We start from the raw sequence: 18,386 nt of genomic DNA, 5'->3' as shown, positions 1-18,386 counted from the left end.
CGTGGAGCGCGCCGGTTCGGCATGCAGGCGCTCGGCCAGGTCGGGGGCGACCAGCGTCACGGGGTAGCCGGCCTCCGCCAGCACGCGGGCCGCCACCCACCCGTCGCCGCCGTTGTTGCCCGATCCCGAAAGCACCACGACCGGCGCCGGGTCGGGCACCCAGGCGCGCACCTCGTCGGCTACGGCCCGCCCCGCCCGGTCCACTGAGCTCGGCAAGGGGCGTGCCGTCCTCGGCCACGGCACGCTCGAGCGCGGCCACCTCGTCGACGTCGAGCACGCCGCGGCGCTCGCGCGCCAGCTCCACGCCGGCCTCCGTCATGACGCGCGTTCCCGACAGCACGCCGTTCAGCATGACGAACGACCGCTTCCTCGCGCCGGCTTGCACGGCGCGCACGGCCAGCGACACGGCCCAGGCCGTCATGAAGGCCGTCCACGCTCCTACGACGGCCGCCCGGTGTTCGGCGGCGAACGCCGCGAGAGCGTTCATCTCGCCGACCTGTGCCGCGTCGAGGTCCAGCACGCCGAACAGCAGCGCGAACGGCGCCCAGCCGAACAACGCCAACAGCCCGTAACGTGCGAGGTACTGGTACCAGTGCGCCGGGGTCGCGTCCGTCCTCACGATGCGTAGCCTCAGCAGCTTCTGCGCCAGCGTCTGCCCGCGGGTGAGTGCAGGAACCAGCGCGAAGAACGCTGCGAACGATACCGCGTCCGCGACCTGCACCGCCGTGCCCCAGCTCGCGCCGGCGGCCTCGACGGCTGCGCGAGCGCCCAGCGCTTCGGCTGCGGCCGTCGCCGCCCCGGCCGCAGCCAGGGTGATCGCCAGATCGATGAAGAACGACAGCGCGCGCTTCGTCACGCTGGCGCGCATGCCCGCCTCGCGCGCCTCCTCGTTCACGAGCCGGATGTCGGGCAGCACGCGCATCGCGGGCCCAACCGTCCAGAATCCGATCATCGCTCCCAGCGTGTTCAGCATGAGGTCGTCGACGTCGAACAGGCGGTACGGATGCTCGTAGAGGCCCCAGAGCCCGGTGAGCTGGGTCGTCTCGAACGACAGCGTCACCAGAAAACCGATGGCGAGCGTCTGCCACCACGTGCGGCGGAAATAGTAGCGCAGGTACATGCCCAGCGGCACCAGCAGCAGCACGTTGAAGAACGCCTCGTAGACGTACGGGTCGCGCAGCGCGGCCAGCCAGGTGGACGGATCGCTCAGCGAGAACGTCGTTTCGGCCAGGAACCCGCGCACGAAGTTGAGCGGCACGAGCTGCGGCGTCTGCGCGTAGGGCACGACGGCCGAGCGGTCTTCGGGCAACGGCAGCAGCACGAGGAAGTACGCGCATAAGAGGTAGAACGCGAACGAGTACACCACAAGCGTGCGCAGCCAGGGTATAGAGCCGAACCTGCGGTACTGGTAGATCATGTAGGGAAGGGTGATGAAGAAGGCGATCAGCGGAAACGAGAGCGCGGCGAACAGGATGTTGGAGACGTAGACGTTCATGCGGCAAGCGCCTTTCGGGTATAGGTCGGGAAGCGGGAAGCGGGGGAGAGGTCAGCTGCCTTCGCCCGCGCTCGCGCGCTCCAAGGCCAACAGCGCGCCGCGCAGCCGTGCGTTCGCGCCGAGGGGCGCGCCGCCCGCTCCCACGATGCGGTGATCGGGCACGAGCACCGCCAGCGGGTTCTTGTGCACGGCGTTGCCCACCGCGCGGTACGACGACGGCTTGTCCAGAAGGGCGGCGACGTCGGCGGTGGTGAGCGTCTCCCCGTAAGGGATGCGTTCCAGCTCGCGCCACACGGCCAGCTGGAACGGGGTGCCTGCGGGTGCCAAGGGCACGTCGAACGCGCGTCTTTTTCCGGCGAAGTACTCCAGCAGCTCGGTGGCCGTGCGGTTCGCCAGCTCGCTCGGGCGTCGCTCGCCCGGAAGCGGTGCGTCGCCGAAGACGACCCGGGTGACGCCGCGATCGCTCGTGGCGATGGTGACGAGGCCGTGCGGCGTCCGATATGCGTAATGCGTGCCAACGCGTGCAGCCATGGAGCCTTCTTCCAGAGGGGAATCCCATTATAATGCAGCACGCCGCATCGCGGGGAGGCGGTCGGCCCTCGCCGTCATCATGTTGTTTTCCTCCAGCGCTCGGGACAGCGTCGCGGCGGGAGCAGGCCTTGCACATTGGTGAAGCGAGTCGCTCTTTGGCCGGTTCAGTCCCAGATCAGCGTGATGCGCCCATCTTTTGCAGGGGAAACCTCGCCAACGCGGTCCAAATACGCGGTCATCAAATCGACGTTCGTTCCCACATCAGCATGCGCTTCCAAGATGGATCCGATGTACGACTCGTCGATCGATCCGGCCCAGGCGGCCACCGTGTACTGCGCGTCGTCGGAGATTTCGGTTCCGTCGGGCAGCGTCAGGCTCAGCACGTTCTGGTCGGCGGCGCGCCAGGGCGCGTATTCCATCTTGAGACCCGAGAGCGCGTACGTCGCGTTGATCTCTTCGCCGCCGATCTTCGGATGCTCCATGAGCTTTTTCAGATCCGCTCCGCTGATCTCGTATGTCGTCAGGACATCGTCGGTCGTGACGCTGCGCAGGTTGAAGCGGTCGGCCAGGGAGATGTCCCCTTGATAGAGCTTTCCGGAATTCCCTTTGTAATAGTAGTTGTTGACCAGCAGCGCTACGTCGGCACCGGAGGCGTCGCGCATGGCGTCCGCTATGAGGTTGCTGGTCTCCAGCACGGTGAAATCCTCGGCCGCTTTTCCGATGACGGGGGTCTCCATCGATTCGTACAGATTGCAGGGTGCGAAGTCGTCGGTCGCCTCTATGATTTCCTGCATGGTCATGTTGCCGCGCATCCATTCGAATGCGGTTTCGAAATCGGACGTCATACCGACTCTGTCGGCGAAGTAAATGGAGCCTGCGTCAAGGCAGTTCTTCACGTCCCAGAACTCGGGTCGAATGTTCTGTTGGTACGATTTGACGTTGCTTATGCCGCTGAAGCACTCGAACAGGACGGCCTGCCCCTCGTCAGTGCTCAGGAAGTCCAGCGCGTCAAGCAGGATGCGCTTCTTCTCCGGGTTCTCCATGGACTTTTGGGAGGCCATCATGTTCACGCCCAGAGACATCTGCATCCATCGCTCGTTGGGCGTGTCGGTCGGAAATCCTATGAAGTCGATCTCGCAATCGGGTTTTTCCTGTTCGTACAAGCTGTACATCGACAGATCGCCGGGGATCATAGCGATCTCTCCGGCATACATGATCTGGCGGATTTGGGTGAGGCTCGACGTGAAATCGCTTTCCACCACGATCCCTCGATCGTAGAGCTGCTTGAGAACCTCGTAGTACGGTTCAAGCAGCCCCTCACACGAGGCTTCTTTGTTGACCACATCGTCGTACCAAGCGCGTTTTTTCGCGGTGCCGAACAGCTCACGGCTGGTCAGACCCAAGCCAACGTCTTGCACGGAATATTTCAGGCAGGGGACGAAGGGACGGATGCCTTCGGCTGTGATGGCATCGCAAAGGTCGTAGAACTCGGTAAGGGTTGCCGGGATTTCCCAGCCGTGCTCCTCGAAGAGCGTTTTGTTGTAGAAGATGCCCTTTACGGAGCTGTTGATGGGCAGTTGCCGCAATGTTCCGTCAACGCTCAGCTTTTCAAGCGACGAAAGGTTGTAGCGGCCCGTGAACCCTTCCGCGGACAGATCGTACGCGTATTCGCCCGACCCCACGCGCATGCCGCTGAAAACCAAATCGGGCAGGTCGTTTCGTTCAGCCTGCTCTTTGACGTACGCCCTCACGTCGTTGGTGCCGGGGGCGTCGACGAAGGCGAAGCTCGCCTCGGGTATGCGCTCGCTCAAGGCCTTTTGCAACGGCTCCGAATTGAATATGGTGTAGCGACCTATGGTGATGACGGTCTTGGTCGTGTCCGTCGGCTCGTAGGTCACGATCTCGTTTTCCGTGCAGATGGGGTAGCCGGGTTCCGGTTGCGAGTGCGCGCATGAGGCCAGCCCCGCCATCGTGGCCATGGCGGTCAAAGCCGCTATAAAGATGCGTGCCCGGGTTTTCATTGCGGTTCCTCCTGTTGGTCTATAAAGCGATGGAATACGTCGCGAACATCGTCGAGATTCATCGGTTTGGACAAATGATCCTGCATGCCATGGTGCAGGGAACGCTGCACGTCCTCTTCGAATGCGCCTGCCGAAAGCGCGATGATGGGAAGGCGCGCCGCGTCGGGGTGGCCCGACGCCCTGATGGCGGATGCGGCTTCAAGACCGTTCATGACGGGCATCTGGATGTCCATGAGCACGAGCGCGTAGCGTCCGGGCTCGGAGGAGGTGACCTTCTCGAGGGCTTCGGCGCCGTTGCATGCCGTTTCCACGTCGACGCCGAAGTCGGAGAGCAGATCGACGATGATCTCGCGGTTCATCTCGTTGTCCTCCGCCAGCAGGATGCACGTGCCGCTGTAGTCCGGTCTCGGGGTTTCCGAATCGCGGTCGTCTGCGGGGCGGCATGGCTCGTCGAGCGGCTTCAACGGTATCTCCACCACGAAGGTAGTGCCTGCGTCCTGTGCGCTTTCGACGTGCACGGTACCGCCCATCAGGCTCACCAGGTTGTGCACGATGGGAAGCCCCAATCCGCTGCCGATTTGGGTGGAGGTGAGGGATGATTGCTCTTGCTCGAACGGCTCGAACAGCCTTTTCATGAATGACTCGCTCATGCCGATGCCGGTGTCCTTCACGGTGAACCGTATGCGCGAATCCGACCCTTCCTGCGCGAGCTCTTCGCAAGAAACCAGGACGGTTCCTTGCTCGGGCGTGAATTTCACCGCGTTCGAAACCAGGTTGACCAAACATTGCTTGATTCTGGTGTCGTCGCCGAGGAAGCACTCGTGAACAAGATGGCGCGAAGACTCCTTGAGCACCACGCCCTTCTTCTCGGCAGGACCGCTTTGCAAAACGATGATGGAATCCAGAAGATCGGGCAGTGCGAACGGGCGGTTCGCCATGGCCATCTTTCCGCTTTCTATGCGGCTCAGATCCAGCATGTCGTTGATGATGGAGAGCAGGTACTCCCCGGATTTCCTCGAGGTTTCCAGGTGCTTTTTCAGGGTCTTTGAATCGTCTATGGAACGCAGCGCCAATTCGTTGGATCCCATGATGGCGTTGAGCGGCGTGCGTATGTCATGCGACATCTTGGTCAAGAAGTCGCTCTTCAGGTTCACGCGCGCGCTCTCTATCTTGACTTTCTGGTTCCTGCTTACGAAGTAGTACATCCAGCTGATCGAAAGCATCGCGACTATCAGCACGATGACCGCAACCAGCCCGATGACGCTCTGCATGCCCTCGAAGGTCTTTTGAGCGGTTCTCGAAACGGGGATGGCCATGACGATGTTGCGGCCCTCGCCGTCGGGGAAGCTTTGCAGAAGCCACGTGTCGCCTTGGAAGCTCATGAGGAATTGAGCTTCCGTGCAGTTTTTCAGGGAAGATCTCAGCGTGTCCACCACAGCTTGATCAACGTGCTCCTTTTCGAGGATCTGCACGATGTTGTGGCTTTCGAAGCTCTTGTTGGCTTGGGAATCCGAAGGCCTCAGCAGGATCACGCCGTTCTCGTCCACGACATACGATGCTCCCTGGCCGTTGAAGATGGGGAGGATGGCCACGTCGGCGTATTGCTGGGCATCCACCACTTTCAGAAGGCCCGCGACGGGCATGCCGTCGACGACGACGCCTTCGACGGGTGCCGCGAACACCCAGAAATCGCCTTTGCTTTGCACGGTGCAGAACTCGGATTTCACGTCTTCCCAGGTATGGATGTTCTCGGTGAGCATGGTGCTCGATATGACGATGGCCTGCCCTTCAAGCGACAAGCACCTCCCGTCCTCGGCAAGCAGGTACGTCTCGTTCGAGTCGCCGAGGAGGCTCTTCACCTCCTCCATGGTGATCGCGCCGGAGTGCGTGAGGAAACGCGCCGACATTTCGGCGTCCTTCTCGTGGCCTTGCTTGAGCAGCTCGAGCTTCTTCGAGATCAGGCTGCCGATCTGCTGCACGGACTCGACACGCTCCTCGTTGATCGACTGGTTGAGGTTGCTGTACGTTCCCGCGAAGGCGAAAACCGAGACCAGCAGCATCGCCAAGAGCAGCCCGCTTACCGCTTTGAGCCAGACGGGGGCCTCCGCCAGCGACGAGCCGTCTTTCCGCTTCGTCATCCGCGGGGCCCTTCAAGGGTTTCCAGCTCCGGTTCCGGCTCCTGATCCTGGCGGCAGATCTCCGAAAGCACGGACAGGAGCCCGGCCATCGAGTCCTCGTAGAAGCAGCAGCGGTCCCGTCCGAGCTGCTTGGCCGCGTAGAGCGCCTGGTCCGCGCGGTGGAACAAATCGTCGTAGCGGGTTGCGTGCGCGGGGAACAGGGCGACGCCCATGCTGACGGTCATGGGGTATTCGTCGCTCGAGCTTGCAAGCGATTCGAAAACCCGCTTGCAAGCCGCGCAGGGGTCTTCCTCGTATTCGATGAAGACGAGGAACTCGTCTCCGCCGATGCGGGCGGTGACGTCCGATTCGCGGACGCTGCGCTGCACGCGCAGCGCCATCTGCTTCAGGATTTTGTCGCCGAACAGGTGACCGTAGCTGTCGTTCGCCGCCTTGAACTGGTCCAAGTCGAACAGCATGAGCGCGAATCGCTTTTCGTCGTGCTCATCCCGTTCGAGCTGCGGCAGGATGGCCTGCCGGGCGGCTTCCCGATGGAACATGCCCGTGAGCGGGTCGGTGCTCGCTTGGCGCACGAGGCTGTCGAGCTTCAGCTGCTCTTCATGCACGTCCACGCATTTGCCGATGAAGCCGGTCAGGGCCTCTTCGTCGTTTCCCAGCCAAAGAGGGCGTGCGAGGATCTTATGCCAGCGCTTTTGGTTGTTGACGTGGAGCAGGTAGCTCGAGCTCACGTTGGGGTTGTCGGGGGTCGCGGAAAGGATGAGGTCGCGCAAGCTGAGCAAATCTTCCCGCATGATGATCTGGTGAAGGCGGACGTGCCCGAGCGGGTTCGGGATGATGCTGGACAGCCCCAACATTTCCGCACCCCATTCGGACAGCATCAATAGATCGGTTTTCACGTTGTATTCGAATTGGATTTCCTGAGACAAATGGGCGAAGAACTGGTATTTTGTTCGCTCTTGCTCCAAAAGGGCCAGCGTTCGGTTGGAGACGTCGCCTGTTTGCATCATGCTGCGCGTGATGTCGAGCATGTCCTCCTTCGTGATGCGGCCGAGCGATTTCATATCCATTTCGCTCTTCAGCTGAGGGGCGATGTCCACCAAGCACTGCAAAAGCAGCGGATTGAACGCCCCGCATTCGCCGTTGAGGATCATGCGCATCGATTCTTCGTGCGAGATGGCTTCTTTGTACACCCGCTTGTGGGTCAGGGCGTCGTATACATCCGCCAGCGCAACCACCTGGGCCTCTATTGGGATCTGCTCTCCTACCAGAGCGTCGGGGTATCCGCCTCCGTCGTAGCGCTCGTGGTGCCATCGGCAAATGTCGCGCGCCACCCGCACCAGCTCCTCGTCTGGGTAGTAGCGGGTGCTCTCCAAGATGTTGGCGCCTGCCATGCTGTGGGCCTTCATGACGACCCACTCGTCGGCCGAGAGGGAACCGGGATTGTTCAGGATATGCTCGGGCACCGAGATCTTGCCGATGTCGTGCAAGGAGGAGGCGTTGGCGATCAGCGATATCTTCGATCGGATGGATGCGTAGCGGTCGGACGTGCGGCACAGCTGGGTGAGCAGCATCTTGGTGATGGAGCGGATGTTGAGCACGTGCATGCCGCTTTCGCCGTTGCGGAACTCGACGATATGGCTCAGCAGCTCCACCATGATAAGGTTGCTCTTCTCCTTATCGAGCATCTGCTCGGTCACCATGTTCTCCAGCATGTTCTGCTTGGAGTACAGCATCACGGTGTTCGACGCGCGCCGTTGCACGGTCTTGGGGTCGAAGGGTCGGCTGATGAATTCGGTGGCGCCTAGGTCGTAGGCGTTGTCTATGTACGAGGAAGAGCTTTCCGCGGAGATGATGATGACGGGGACGCGTTCGATCCACTTGTTCTTGCTCATGATGGCGAGCACTTCGAAGCCATCCATTTCGGGCATCACGATGTCGAGCAGCACGAGGGAGATATCGAACTGGTGCTTTTCAAACTGCGAGATGGCCTCCAGTCCGTTTTCGGCTTCTATGATGTCGTACTCGTCGGACAGGATGTCGGCCAGCATGGAGCGGTTCAGTTCGGAATCGTCCACGATCAGAGCAAGGTTGCGGTCCTTCATGGCCCTATCTTTCCTCGGCGTCGTCCGGCAGGGCGTCGATGCGGGCGATCGCCTCTTGATAAACTTGCTTGGTTTCCTTGAACAAAGGCGCGATAGCTTCGTTGGGCTCCTGCGAGCGCAAGGCTTCCGTGAGTTTGGACGAGCAGTCTGCAAGCTTTGTCAGCCCTAAGTTGAGCGATGCCCCTTTGATGGCGTGCGCCGCGCGAAAGGCGGCTTGGTAGTCTTGGTTTTCGACGGCTTCGCACAGATCGTCGAAAGAAGGGTCCCGTCTCATGATGCGCAGGTATTTCACCATGCGCTCGTTCCCGCCGATCCTGCGAAGCGCTTCGGAGTAGTCGGCGTCCATGTGAGCGTAAAGGCTTTCCGACGTCATTTCGCTCGCTCGCCCCGCCTTCGTATTGATTGGATAACGTGCTGATTATTTTACTGTAAAACAAAACGGGCTCCATCTGAAATCTTGAGTGGATTGGATTCAAATACCTTTAAATACGTTGTTTTCCTCCATCGCTCGGGGCAACGTCGCGGCGGGAGCGGACCTTGCGCTAGAATGGGCGCAACGACGATGAGGAAGGACACGAGCATGTTCGAACCGGTGAAAATAGCGCCATCCATTCTGTCGGCCGATTTCATGCATCTCGGTCGCGACATCGAGCTGATCGAGAAAGCGGGCGCAGGATACGTCCACGTCGACGTCATGGACGGCCATTTCGTGCCGAACCTCACGATGGGCGTGCCCGTCGTCAAGCAGCTGAAGAAGGCCACGAGCCTGCCGCTCGACGTGCATCTCATGATAGCGAACCCGCTGGAGCAGCTGCCTTGGTTCCTCGATGCAGGAGCGGACTCGGTGACCGTGCATGCCGAGGCGCTCGACGCCGACGGGCTGGCGCGCGCCGTCGCGGCCATTCATGCGGCGGGGGCGAAGGCGGCCGTCAGCGTCAAGCCCCGCACGGCGGTCGGCGCGCTGGCGCCGGTGCTTGCCGATCTGGACATGGTGCTGGTCATGAGCGTAGAGCCGGGATTCTCCGGGCAGAGCTACATCGAGGGCAGCGAGGCTAAGGTGACGCGCATCACCGAGATGGCGCGTGCGGTGGGCGCCTCTCCGCTCATCCAGGTGGACGGCGGCATCGGGGAGGTCACGGCTCCTATCGTGGCCGCAGCCGGAGCCGACGTGCTCGTGTGCGGAAACGCCGTTTTCGCGGCCGAGGATCCTGCCGCCGCGCTCGCGGCGGTGCAGGCGGCGGCCGAGGAGGCGCGCCTGGCGGCGCTGGCCGTGTCGAAGGAGGCGTAAGCGCAATGGCGTCCGTGCCGAACGACTACGTGTACCTCGACTACGCCGCGACGGCGCCCTTATGCGAGGAGGCCGCCGAGGCCATGGCCCCTTATCAGGTGCCCGGCCGCGCGAACCTCGCGGTCGGCGGCAACGCGAATTCGCTCCACGGGCCCGGCCGTGCCGCGTTCGCCGCGCTCGAGGAAGCGCGCCGATCCATCGCGCGCGACCTCGGCGCGCGTCGTCCCGACGAGATCGTGTTCACCAGCGGCGCCACCGAGGCCGACGACGCGGCCCTGCTGGGCATCGCGCAGGCCGCCGCGGACGAGCGCCGTCGGCGCGGAGCAGGGGATTTCGTCCCGCACGTCGTGGTCACCGCGGTCGAGCACGACGCTGTGCTGGCGCCCGCGAAGCGTCTGGAATCGCAGGGTTTCCGCGTCACGCGGCTCGCCCCGAACCGTCAGGGCTTCATCGAGGAGCGCGCGTTGGAGGCGGCGCTCGACGCCGATACGGTGCTCGTGTCGGTGCAGGCCGCCAACAGCGAAGTCGGCAGCATCCAGCCCATCGCCGATCTCGCCCGTGTCGCGCACGATCATGCCGCGCTGTTCCACACCGATGCCGTGCAGGCGCTGGGGAAAGCTCGCGTGAACCTGCAGGAGCTCGACGTGGACGCCGCGTCCTTCTCGGCTCATAAGGTGGGCGGCCCCAAAGGCGCCGGCGCGCTGTATCTGCGCGCCCGCACGCCGTTTCATGCCTACGCTATTGGCGGCGGCCAGGAAGGAGGCCGGCGCAGCGGCACGCAGAACGTGGCCGGCATCGTCGGGTTCGCGGCAGCCGTGCATGCGGCGACCGCGATGCAGGAGGCGGAGGCGGCTCGCCTGCGGGTTCTGCGCGACAGGCTGTACGAGCGGCTGGGCGCCATCGACGCGGTGGAGGCCACCGTGGACGTTGCGCCGGGCAGCGAGGATTTCCTTCCGAACATCGTGCATGTGCTGGTGGACGGTTTGGAAAGCGAAACGCTCATCCTTCGCTTCGACATGCAGGGCTTCGGCGTGTCGGGCGGGTCTGCCTGCTCGTCGCACTCGCTGGAACCCAGCCACGTGCTGCGTTCCCTCGGCATCGACGCCGACCGCGCGCACGGCGCCCTGCGCATCTCGATGGGGCGCTACACCGACGAAGCCGATGTCGAAGCCTTCGCGGTCGCCATGGAGAAGAGCCTGAACTGGAACTGAGGATCGAGGACGCGCGAGCTTGGTCGCGTCGATGAGCGTCGAGGAGCGCTGAGCCTATGGAATTGATCACCACGCACACCCACACCTGCTTCACCAACCACGGTGAGGGCACGGTGGAAGAGCTCGTGTCCGCCGCCGTCGCGGCGGGCGTCTCCACCATCGCGGTCACCGAGCACTATCCGATGACCGCGACGTTCGACCCCGACCGCTACCTGTCGATGCCGGCCGAGCGGATGGGGGAGTACCTGGCCGCCGTCGAGGCCGCGCGCGAGGCGCATCCCGAGATCGAGGTGCTGGTCGGCTGCGAGATGGACTGGCTGGGAGACGACGAGGACCGCGTCATCACGGCGGAGGACGTCGCGCCGTTCCAGCTGATCTTGGGCTCGGTGCATCTCGTCGACCGCTGGCCTTTCGACGACCCCGCCCAGCGCGGCCGCTGGGACGAGGTGGGCGCCGATCTTATCTGGCGGCGCTACTTCGAAGTGTGGTGCGAGGCCGTGTCCTCCGACGCGCCCTTCCACGTGATGTCGCATCCCGATCTGGCGAAGAAGTTCGGGTTCTACCCCAGCTTCGACCCGCAGCCGTTGTACGAGCAGGCTGCCGAGGCGTGCGCCGCGGCCGGACGCATGGTGGAGGTGAACACGTCGGGATCCTACTACGCCTGCAAGGAGATGTTCCCCGCGCCGGCGCTGCTGGCCGCGTTCTGCCGCGCCGGCGTGCCCTGCACGGTGGGCACCGACGCGCACGTGCCCGCCAACGTCGCGCGCGACATCGAGAAAGCCTATCGCCTTATGTACGAGGCGGGTTATAGAACGGTAACGGTCCCGACAGCCGACGGCGACCGTCGGGCCATCGCTATCGAGTAACGTGGGATCGAAAGTCTAGTTCGAACACGAGCGAAGGAGCCGCGCCATGGTTGCAGCGAAGAAGAACCAGAAGGATTCCAAGGGTCGGGAAGGTTTGGCGCGCCGTGCGTCGGGGTTGCTTTCCAAGCCTGTCACGGCGGTCACCACCGGCGCGCTCGAGCGCGCGCTGCTGGCCGAGTTTCCGGCTGCCGACGCCGAGCCGTGGGATCGCACCGGCATGTCGGTGGGCGATCCGGCGCGCCTGATCACGGGTGTGGCCGTCGCGCTCGACCCGACGGTCGAAGCTATCGAGGCGGCTGCGAACATGGGTGCGAACGTGCTGGTCACTCATCATCCGGCGTTCCTCGCGCCGCCCGCCTCCTTCATGCCGGCCTCCTCGGTGGCGGCCAATCCGGGCGCGGGCGTGTGGCGCGCGGTCGAGCGCGGCGTATCCATCCTGTCGTACCATACGGCGCTCGACGTGAGCGTGCGGGCGCAACGCGTGCTGCCCGGCATGCTGAGCCTGACGTTTCAGCAGGTGCTCGATCCCATTCCCGGGTCGCGCGAGAAGGGCTACGGTCAGCTGTGCACCCTCGGCGAGGACGACGGGCTCACGCTGGGACAGCTGGCCGCGCGCTGCACCTCGGTGTTCGGCCGGGCGCCGCGCGTATGGGGCGACTTCCCTCGCGAGCTCGACCGCGTGGTCACCTGCACGGGGTCGGCCGGCGATCTGGGCCGCGCGTGTCTGCGGGCGCAGGTGGACTGCCTCGTGTGCGGCGAGATCAAGTACCATGATGCGCTCGAGCTCTCCCAGGCGGGCTTGGCCGTCGTCGATCTCGGTCATGACACCAGCGAGCTGCCGCTCGCAGCCGTGCTGGCTGCTGCGGTGGAAAACGCAGGAATTCCCGGTGATCTGGTGACGGTGCTCGATCAGGGAGATAACTGGTCGTACCCTGAAACGGTACGGGTATAATGCTAAGGAGCGTCGCAGCGGCGGCGCTCCGTTCGAACAAAGGATGCGCATGCACGTAGACACCGACGATCTTGCCACGCTGCTGAAGATGCAGCATCTCGACCTGGAAGCCATGCGCGACAAGAAGAAGCTCGAAGAGCTTCCCCAGCGCGCCGTCATCCTGGAAGCGCGCTCGAAGAAGAAGGCGATCGAGCAGAAGCGAGCCCAGCTCGACGCGCTCCATGCGAAAGCCGACGCGCAGCTTTCGCGTATCGACGACGAGGATCGCTCGCTTTCCGAGAAGCAGCGTCAGGTGCAGAGCGAGATCGACGCGGTGCGCGGCGACTACCGCGGCGTGGAGGCGCGCACGAAGGAGCTCAACGGCTTCGCGAAGCGCCGCAACACGCTGGAAGCCGACCTGACCGCCGTCGGCGACGAGCTGGCGAAGATCGAAGGCGTGCAGGCGCAGGTGGCATCGGCGTTAGAGAGCTTGGAGCGCCAGGAGGCCGAGGCCACGGCGGCGTTCGTGAAGGAAGGCGGCGCGCTCAAAGACGCGCTCGCGTGCATCGAGGCCGAACGAGCGATGCTGGCGTCCTCGTTGCCCGCCGACCTGCTTGACGCCTATAAGAAAACGGCCGCGCGCACGGGCGGCGTGGCCGTGGGACGCTTGCAAGGCTCGAATTGCGGCGTGTGCCGCATGGCCATCGAGGGCGGCCGCCTCATCGACATGAAGGGCCAGGGCAACGTGGCTCCGTGCCCTCAGTGCGGAAGGCTGCTCATCCTGGAGTAGGGGATACGGCGCGGGCCCTGCTCGCGCCCATCGAGAGAACGACAAAAAGCCCGCGCGAGCGGGCTTTTCAATGTCGGCTTGTTGGCCGGCCTCATCGGCCGGCGGACGTGCTATGCGCGCTCGACCTTGCCGGCCTTCATGCACTTCGTGCAGACGTTGGCCTTGCGGACGTGACCCTCTTTGTCCTTGATGGTCACGCGCTGAATGTTCGGACGGAACCAGCGGTTCGTCACGCGGTGCGAGTGGCTGACGTTGCGTCCTGCGCTCGGCGCCTTACCGCAAACTTCACAAATCTTCGACATCGTTCATCACTCCATGTACGTTGGGTACTCATCGGCAAAAACCGTTGATGACAAAAAAGCCCTCACACTATAGCACATAAACGAAAAGGGTTACAAGAATTTTTCGTGTAGTATACTTTCGCCTGCTACCAGGCGCGCCGCACAGCGGCAAGCCCTTGCGCTATACTGCGTTAGCAGGTTTTTTGTCGTGCGCGGCACCCCCGCGCCGTGAAAGGAATGCCATGAACGATACGATAGCGGGCAACCTCCACGTTGCCAATGACGTACTGGCCGACATGGTCGGCAATGCAGCGCTCGAGTGCTACGGCGTCGTGGGCATGGCCGCCCCGAACGCCGCCGACGGCATCGCGAAGATCCTCCCCGCGTCCCGCCTGCGCCGCGGCGTGGTGGTCACCACTACGGAGGTCGGCGTGCACGTGGAGCTGTACGTCGTCATCGAGTACGGCACGAACATCAACACGGTGTCGCAGAACCTCGTCGACCAAGTGACGTTCGCGTTGAGCGAGTACGCTCGCGTTCCGCTCGACGGCGTCGAGGTGCACGTGCAGGGCGTGAAGGTGCGCAAGTAGCGCGTCCTCCCTGCCATGATGAGCCGCTGCCCGCCCGGAGAGAGGGGCGAAGGCGCTCTGCGGCATAACGTTTAAGGAGAATAGATCAGCATGCCAGAACCCTATACCGCGAACGACCTGCTCAACGCCATCGCCGTCGCGAGCAAGACCCTGAGCGAGCGCAAGGACGAGATCAACCGTCTGAACGTGTTCCCGGTGCCCGACGGCGACACGGGCACGAACATGTCGCTGACGCTGGAGACGGTCGTCGAGAACCTGGCCAACCTGCCCATCGGGGCGGCCGGCGCGGAAATTCGCAAGGCGATCACGACCGGCGCGCTCATGGGCGCACGCGGAAACTCCGGTGTCATTACCTCGCAAATTTTGCGCGGCCTGTGCGAGGGCAGCGTAGGCCATGACGAGCTGAACGCCGACAGCATCGACGCGGCGTTCGCGAAATCGCAGGAAGTGGCGTTCCAGGCCGTCCGCAAGCCGGTCGAGGGCACCATCCTCACCGTGCTGCGCGACAGCGCCGCCGCCGCGAAGCACGCCCGTAAGAAGAAGATGGGCTGCGACGAGGCGCTGGCCTACGTGGTGGAGGAGGCCTACGCCTCCGTGCAGCGCACGCCCGACCTGCTGCCCGTGCTCAAGGAGAACGGCGTGGTGGACGCGGGCGGCTTCGGCCTGGCCATCTTCTTCGACGCGTTCGTCTCAGCGCTGCTGGGCAAGGAAGGCCCCATGGTGGACGAGCTGGCGTTCGCGCGCGGCACGGCGCCGAAGGTGGAGATCGAGCAGATCAACGACTGGGAGGGGTCGGCGTACCGCTACTGCACCGAGTTCCTCGTGCATTCCGACACGGTGGACGTGGACGCGGCCAAGGACTTCCTGCCCACGATGGGCGACTGCGACCTCATGGTGGGCATGCACCCCAACTTCAAGGTGCACGTGCACTCGAACCGCCCCGACCAGGTGCTGGGCTGGTTCCTCACGCACGATGCGCAGATCTCCGAGGTGCACATCCACAACATGCAGCAGCAGAGCGCCGCGCGCACCGACGCGCTGGCCGCCGAGCAGGGGGAGGCGCCCAAGCCGCTCGGATTCGTGGCCGTGGCCGCGGGCGAGGGCAACGCGAAGATCCTCAAGAGCCTGGGCGTGGACGTGGTGGTGTCCGGCGGGCAGACCATGAACCCGTCCACGAAGGACCTGCTTGATGCGGCGGGTCAGGTGAACGCCGACGCCGTCATCATCCTGCCCAACAACAAGAACATCATCATGGCCGCCCAGAGCGCCTGCGAGCTGGCCGAGACGCCGTGCGCCGTGGTTCCCACGAGAAGCGTGCCCGAGGCGTTCGCCGCCCTGTTCGGTTTCGACGAGGGCGCCAGCCTCGAAGAGAACGTCGAGTCGATGACCGAGGCCTACGCCGACGTGAAGACCGGCGAGGTGACCGTGGCAATCAAGGATTCCAAGGACGCGCACGACAACCCCATCAAGGAGGGCGACGTCATCGGCATCGCCGACGGGGCCATCGAGGCCGTGGGCTCCACGACCGAGGACGTGGTCATGGCGCTGCTCGGCACGATGGAGGCCGAAGACGCCGACACGCTCACCATCCTGGCGGGCGAGGATATGGGGGATGACGCCTTCGACGCGCTGATCGCGCGCATCGAGGATGCCTACGACGACCTCGAGATCGACGCCCACCGCGGCGACCAGCCCTTGTACCCGGTGGTCATGTCCGTTGAATAACGACCGGCCCGACAGACTTGCAGCAACGCTCGCGCTCGACGAATCGGTCGGGCGCGTTCGTTTGGTGAGCCCGGCGCGCGCTCGCGCGCTCGACGGGCTCGGCATCCGCACGGTGCGCGACCTGGCCACGCACTTCCCGCGGCGCTACATCGACCTCTCGCGCAAGGCAACCGTGGCCGCTGGGGTCATCGGCGAGCAGTGCACCGTCGAAGGCGCGGTGCACGAGATCAAGCTCAAGAAGCCCAAGCCGCGCCTCACGCTCGTTGAGCTGTCGCTCGTGGACGGCACGGGCGTGCTCATGGTGACGTGCTTTCGTCAGCCATGGCTCATGGACCAGGTGAAGCCCGGCATGCGCATCGCGGTGGCGGGCAAGCTGGAATTCAACTACGGCTTCAAGCGCATGACGAACCCGTATCTGGAAGTCCTCGACGGCGAAGGGGCGGCCGAGGGCATGATCATCCCCGTGCATCCCGCTTGCGAGAAGATATCCGCTGCGTGGATGCGACGGCTCGTGGGAAACGCGTTGGAGGCCGTATGCGGGCTGCATGATCCGCTGCCGCTCGAGCTGCGTGCGAAGTACCGCCTGATGAGCCGCGGCGCGGCGCTGTCGTGCATCCACTTCCCGCATGCGATGGACGAAGTGGCCGAGGCGCGCCGCCGCCTCGTGTACGAGGAGCTGCTGCTGCTCGAGCTGATGCTCATGCGCGAGTCGCGCGAGCGCACGGACGGGTGCGAACCGGTCGTCCACGCGGTGGACGGGCCGCGCATGGCGGCGCTCGCCGAGGCGGTGCCCTTCCGGCTTACCGACGAGCAGGAGGAGGCCAAGCGCGACATCCTCGCCGCCCTCGCTGCGCCGCAAACGGCGAACCACCTGCTGCTGGGCGACGTGGGCACCGGCAAGACCGTCGTCGCCGCCTTCGCGCTCGCGGCGGCCGCGGACACGGGTGCGCAGGCTCTGCTCATGGCTCCCACCGAGGTGCTCGCGCGCCAGCACGGCAAGAGTCTGGGGCCGCTGTTCGATGCCGCCGGCATCTCCTGGGCGGTGCTGACCGGCTCCACGCCCTCGGCCGAACGCGAGGCCGTCCTCGCGCGCGTGGCGGAGGGCTCGGTGGACGTGCTCATCGGCACGCACGCGCTGCTCGAGGACGATGTGGCGCCCAGGCGGCTCAGCCTCGTGGTCATCGACGAGCAGCAGCGCTTCGGCGTGGAGCAGCGCGCCAAGCTGCTGGCGAAGGGCGATGCGCCCGACGCGCTGTACCTCACGGCCACGCCCATCCCGCGCTCGCTGGCGCTGGCGCTGTTCGGCAACCTGACCTTGTCCTACCTCAAGCACCGACCGCACGACGCGGCGCAGCGCGCCACGTTCGTGCATCAGAAGGCCGACCGCGGCCATGCCTACGACGCCGCCCGCGCGGCGCTCGCGCGCGGCGAGCAGGTGTACGTGGTGTGCCCCCTCATCGGCCAGGATAGCGGCGAGCGCGACGCGAAGGCGGCGGACGGCGGAAGCGGCGGACGGCGGCGCGAGGCGGACGAGGAGGCCTACGAGTACGCCGCCATCAGCATCGAGACCGATGACGACCTGGAGGGCGACGACGTGGCGGCCGCCGCGAAAGAGGCGTCCTACTTGCAGGGAACCGTGTTCGCCGATTATCGGGTCGAGCTTTTGCACGGGCGCATGCCCGCTTCCGAGAAGCAGGCCGTCATGCAGCGCTTCCGCGACAACGAGACGCAAGTGCTCGTGGCCACGACGGTTATCGAGGTGGGTGTGGACGTGCCCAACGCCACGGTCATGATCGTTGAAGACGCCGACCGCTTCGGATTGTCGCAGCTGCACCAGCTGCGCGGCCGCGTCGGCCGCGGCGAGAAAGCCGCCGAGGTGCATCTCGTGTCGGCCTCGAAGTCCGACGCCGCCCTTACGCGCCTGTCCGCGATGGTCGACACCGACGACGGCTTCGAGCTGGCCAGCTACGACTTGTCGCTGCGCCGCGAGGGCGATATCCTGGGCAACCGGCAGCACGGCGCGTCGGGCCTCAAGCTGGTGAACGTCATGCGCGACGGCGCGGTGATCGAGGCCGCGCACGCCGACGCGGCGGCCATCCTGGAAGAGGATCCGAACCTGGAACTGCCCGCGCACCGCGCGCTTGCGCGCGAGGTGCGCATCGTGTACGCCAACGACCACGTGGCGCAAGGAGGCTGATACGCAATGAGGATCATCGCAGGCGAGTTTCGCGGGCGCACGCTCAAGGCGCCGAAGGGGGAGGGCACCCGCCCCACCACCGACCGCGTGCGCGAGGCCATGATGAGCACGGTGCACAGCGCGCGCGGCGGATTCGACGACGCGGTGGTGCTCGACGCGTTCGCAGGGTCGGGCGCGCTCGGCCTGGAGGCGCTCAGCCGCGGGGCGCGCAGCGTCCAGT

16 protein-coding genes and 1 pseudogene are annotated in these 18,386 nt (G+C 64.6%); 9 read left to right on the top strand and 8 right to left on the bottom strand.

Features of this window, described 5'->3' with window-relative positions:
• The 7 genes and pseudogenes from HMPREF1023_RS15885 to HMPREF1023_RS02255 form a co-directional block, all read right to left on the bottom strand.
• A partial coding sequence (locus HMPREF1023_RS15885; RefSeq protein WP_232228691.1) for an NAD(P)H-hydrate epimerase occupies positions 1-159 on the bottom strand: 159 nt, incomplete at its 3' end.
• Positions 160-574: 415 nt separating this feature from the next.
• Positions 575-1,417, bottom strand: a pseudogene (locus HMPREF1023_RS15880) (VanZ family protein); the annotation flags it as partial.
• Positions 1,418-1,546: 129 nt separating this feature from the next.
• Complete coding sequence (locus HMPREF1023_RS02275) at positions 1,547-2,026, bottom strand: methylated-DNA--[protein]-cysteine S-methyltransferase (protein WP_009304530.1); 480 nt, start codon at positions 2,024-2,026, stop codon at positions 1,547-1,549.
• 164 nt (positions 2,027-2,190) lie between these two features.
• Entirely contained in the window at positions 2,191-4,047 is a 1,857-nt protein-coding gene (locus HMPREF1023_RS02270) for an extracellular solute-binding protein (RefSeq protein ID WP_009304529.1), read from the bottom strand.
• Positions 4,044-6,185 carry an ATP-binding protein gene (locus tag HMPREF1023_RS02265; protein WP_009304528.1) on the bottom strand — a complete coding sequence of 714 codons (2,142 nt, stop codon included), beginning with the start codon at positions 6,183-6,185 and terminating at the stop codon, positions 4,044-4,046. The genes HMPREF1023_RS02270 and HMPREF1023_RS02265 overlap by 4 nt, the downstream gene beginning before the upstream one ends.
• Positions 6,182-8,287: a diguanylate cyclase gene (locus tag HMPREF1023_RS02260; RefSeq protein WP_009304527.1), complete on the bottom strand. Its 2,106-nt coding sequence runs from the start codon at positions 8,285-8,287 to the stop codon at positions 6,182-6,184. Before HMPREF1023_RS02260 ends, HMPREF1023_RS02265 begins: the two co-directional genes overlap by 4 nt.
• Before the next feature lie 4 nt (positions 8,288-8,291).
• A complete protein-coding gene (locus HMPREF1023_RS02255) occupies positions 8,292-8,633 on the bottom strand; it encodes an Hpt domain-containing protein (RefSeq protein ID WP_227110112.1) in 342 nt (113 codons plus the stop codon).
• A 234-nt stretch (positions 8,634-8,867) separates the two neighbouring features.
• Here HMPREF1023_RS02255 and rpe point away from each other — a divergent pair, with 234 nt between their 5' ends.
• From rpe to HMPREF1023_RS02230, 5 genes are read left to right on the top strand one after another with little or no spacing between them, the layout of a single operon-like run.
• Complete coding sequence (gene rpe / locus HMPREF1023_RS02250) at positions 8,868-9,575, top strand: ribulose-phosphate 3-epimerase (protein ID WP_009304525.1); 708 nt, start codon at positions 8,868-8,870, stop codon at positions 9,573-9,575.
• A 5-nt stretch (positions 9,576-9,580) separates the two neighbouring features.
• A complete protein-coding gene (locus HMPREF1023_RS02245) occupies positions 9,581-10,786 on the top strand; it encodes a cysteine desulfurase family protein (protein WP_009304524.1) in 1,206 nt (401 codons plus the stop codon).
• Positions 10,787-10,842: 56 nt separating this feature from the next.
• Positions 10,843-11,652: a histidinol-phosphatase HisJ family protein gene (locus HMPREF1023_RS02240; protein ID WP_009304523.1), complete on the top strand. Its 810-nt coding sequence runs from the start codon at positions 10,843-10,845 to the stop codon at positions 11,650-11,652.
• A 46-nt stretch (positions 11,653-11,698) separates the two neighbouring features.
• Positions 11,699-12,604, top strand: coding sequence for a Nif3-like dinuclear metal center hexameric protein (locus HMPREF1023_RS02235; protein WP_009304522.1), 906 nt, complete (start codon positions 11,699-11,701; stop codon positions 12,602-12,604).
• A 49-nt stretch (positions 12,605-12,653) separates the two neighbouring features.
• Positions 12,654-13,373 (top strand): zinc ribbon domain-containing protein, encoded by a 720-nt coding sequence (locus HMPREF1023_RS02230; protein ID WP_009304521.1) that lies wholly within the window; start codon positions 12,654-12,656, stop codon positions 13,371-13,373.
• Positions 13,374-13,483: 110 nt separating this feature from the next.
• Here the strand turns inward: HMPREF1023_RS02230 and rpmB are convergent, their stop codons facing one another.
• A complete protein-coding gene (gene rpmB, locus HMPREF1023_RS02225; protein ID WP_009304520.1) occupies positions 13,484-13,675 on the bottom strand; it encodes a 50S ribosomal protein L28 in 192 nt (63 codons plus the stop codon).
• A 221-nt stretch (positions 13,676-13,896) separates the two neighbouring features.
• Between rpmB and HMPREF1023_RS02220 the strand changes: the two genes are divergently transcribed.
• The 4 genes from HMPREF1023_RS02220 to HMPREF1023_RS02205 all read left to right on the top strand — a co-directional run.
• Entirely contained in the window at positions 13,897-14,244 is a 348-nt protein-coding gene (locus HMPREF1023_RS02220; protein WP_009304519.1) for an Asp23/Gls24 family envelope stress response protein, read from the top strand.
• A 90-nt stretch (positions 14,245-14,334) separates the two neighbouring features.
• On the top strand, positions 14,335-15,969 hold the full coding sequence (locus tag HMPREF1023_RS02215) for a DAK2 domain-containing protein (protein ID WP_009304518.1): 1,635 nt from the start codon (positions 14,335-14,337) through the stop codon (positions 15,967-15,969).
• Positions 15,962-18,166, top strand: coding sequence for an ATP-dependent DNA helicase RecG (locus HMPREF1023_RS02210; protein ID WP_009304517.1), 2,205 nt, complete (start codon positions 15,962-15,964; stop codon positions 18,164-18,166). Before HMPREF1023_RS02215 ends, HMPREF1023_RS02210 begins: the two co-directional genes overlap by 8 nt.
• 6 nt (positions 18,167-18,172) lie before the next feature.
• The coding region (locus tag HMPREF1023_RS02205) for an RsmD family RNA methyltransferase (RefSeq protein WP_009304516.1) at positions 18,173-18,386 on the top strand (214 nt) is incomplete at its 3' end.

The sequence above is a fragment of the Eggerthella sp. 1_3_56FAA genome (genome assembly GCF_000185625.1).
Taxonomy (GTDB): Bacteria; Actinomycetota; Coriobacteriia; order Coriobacteriales; family Eggerthellaceae; genus Eggerthella; species Eggerthella lenta.
Note: the sequence above shows the minus strand (reverse complement) of the source record. Positions and strands in the feature narration are given on the sequence as shown.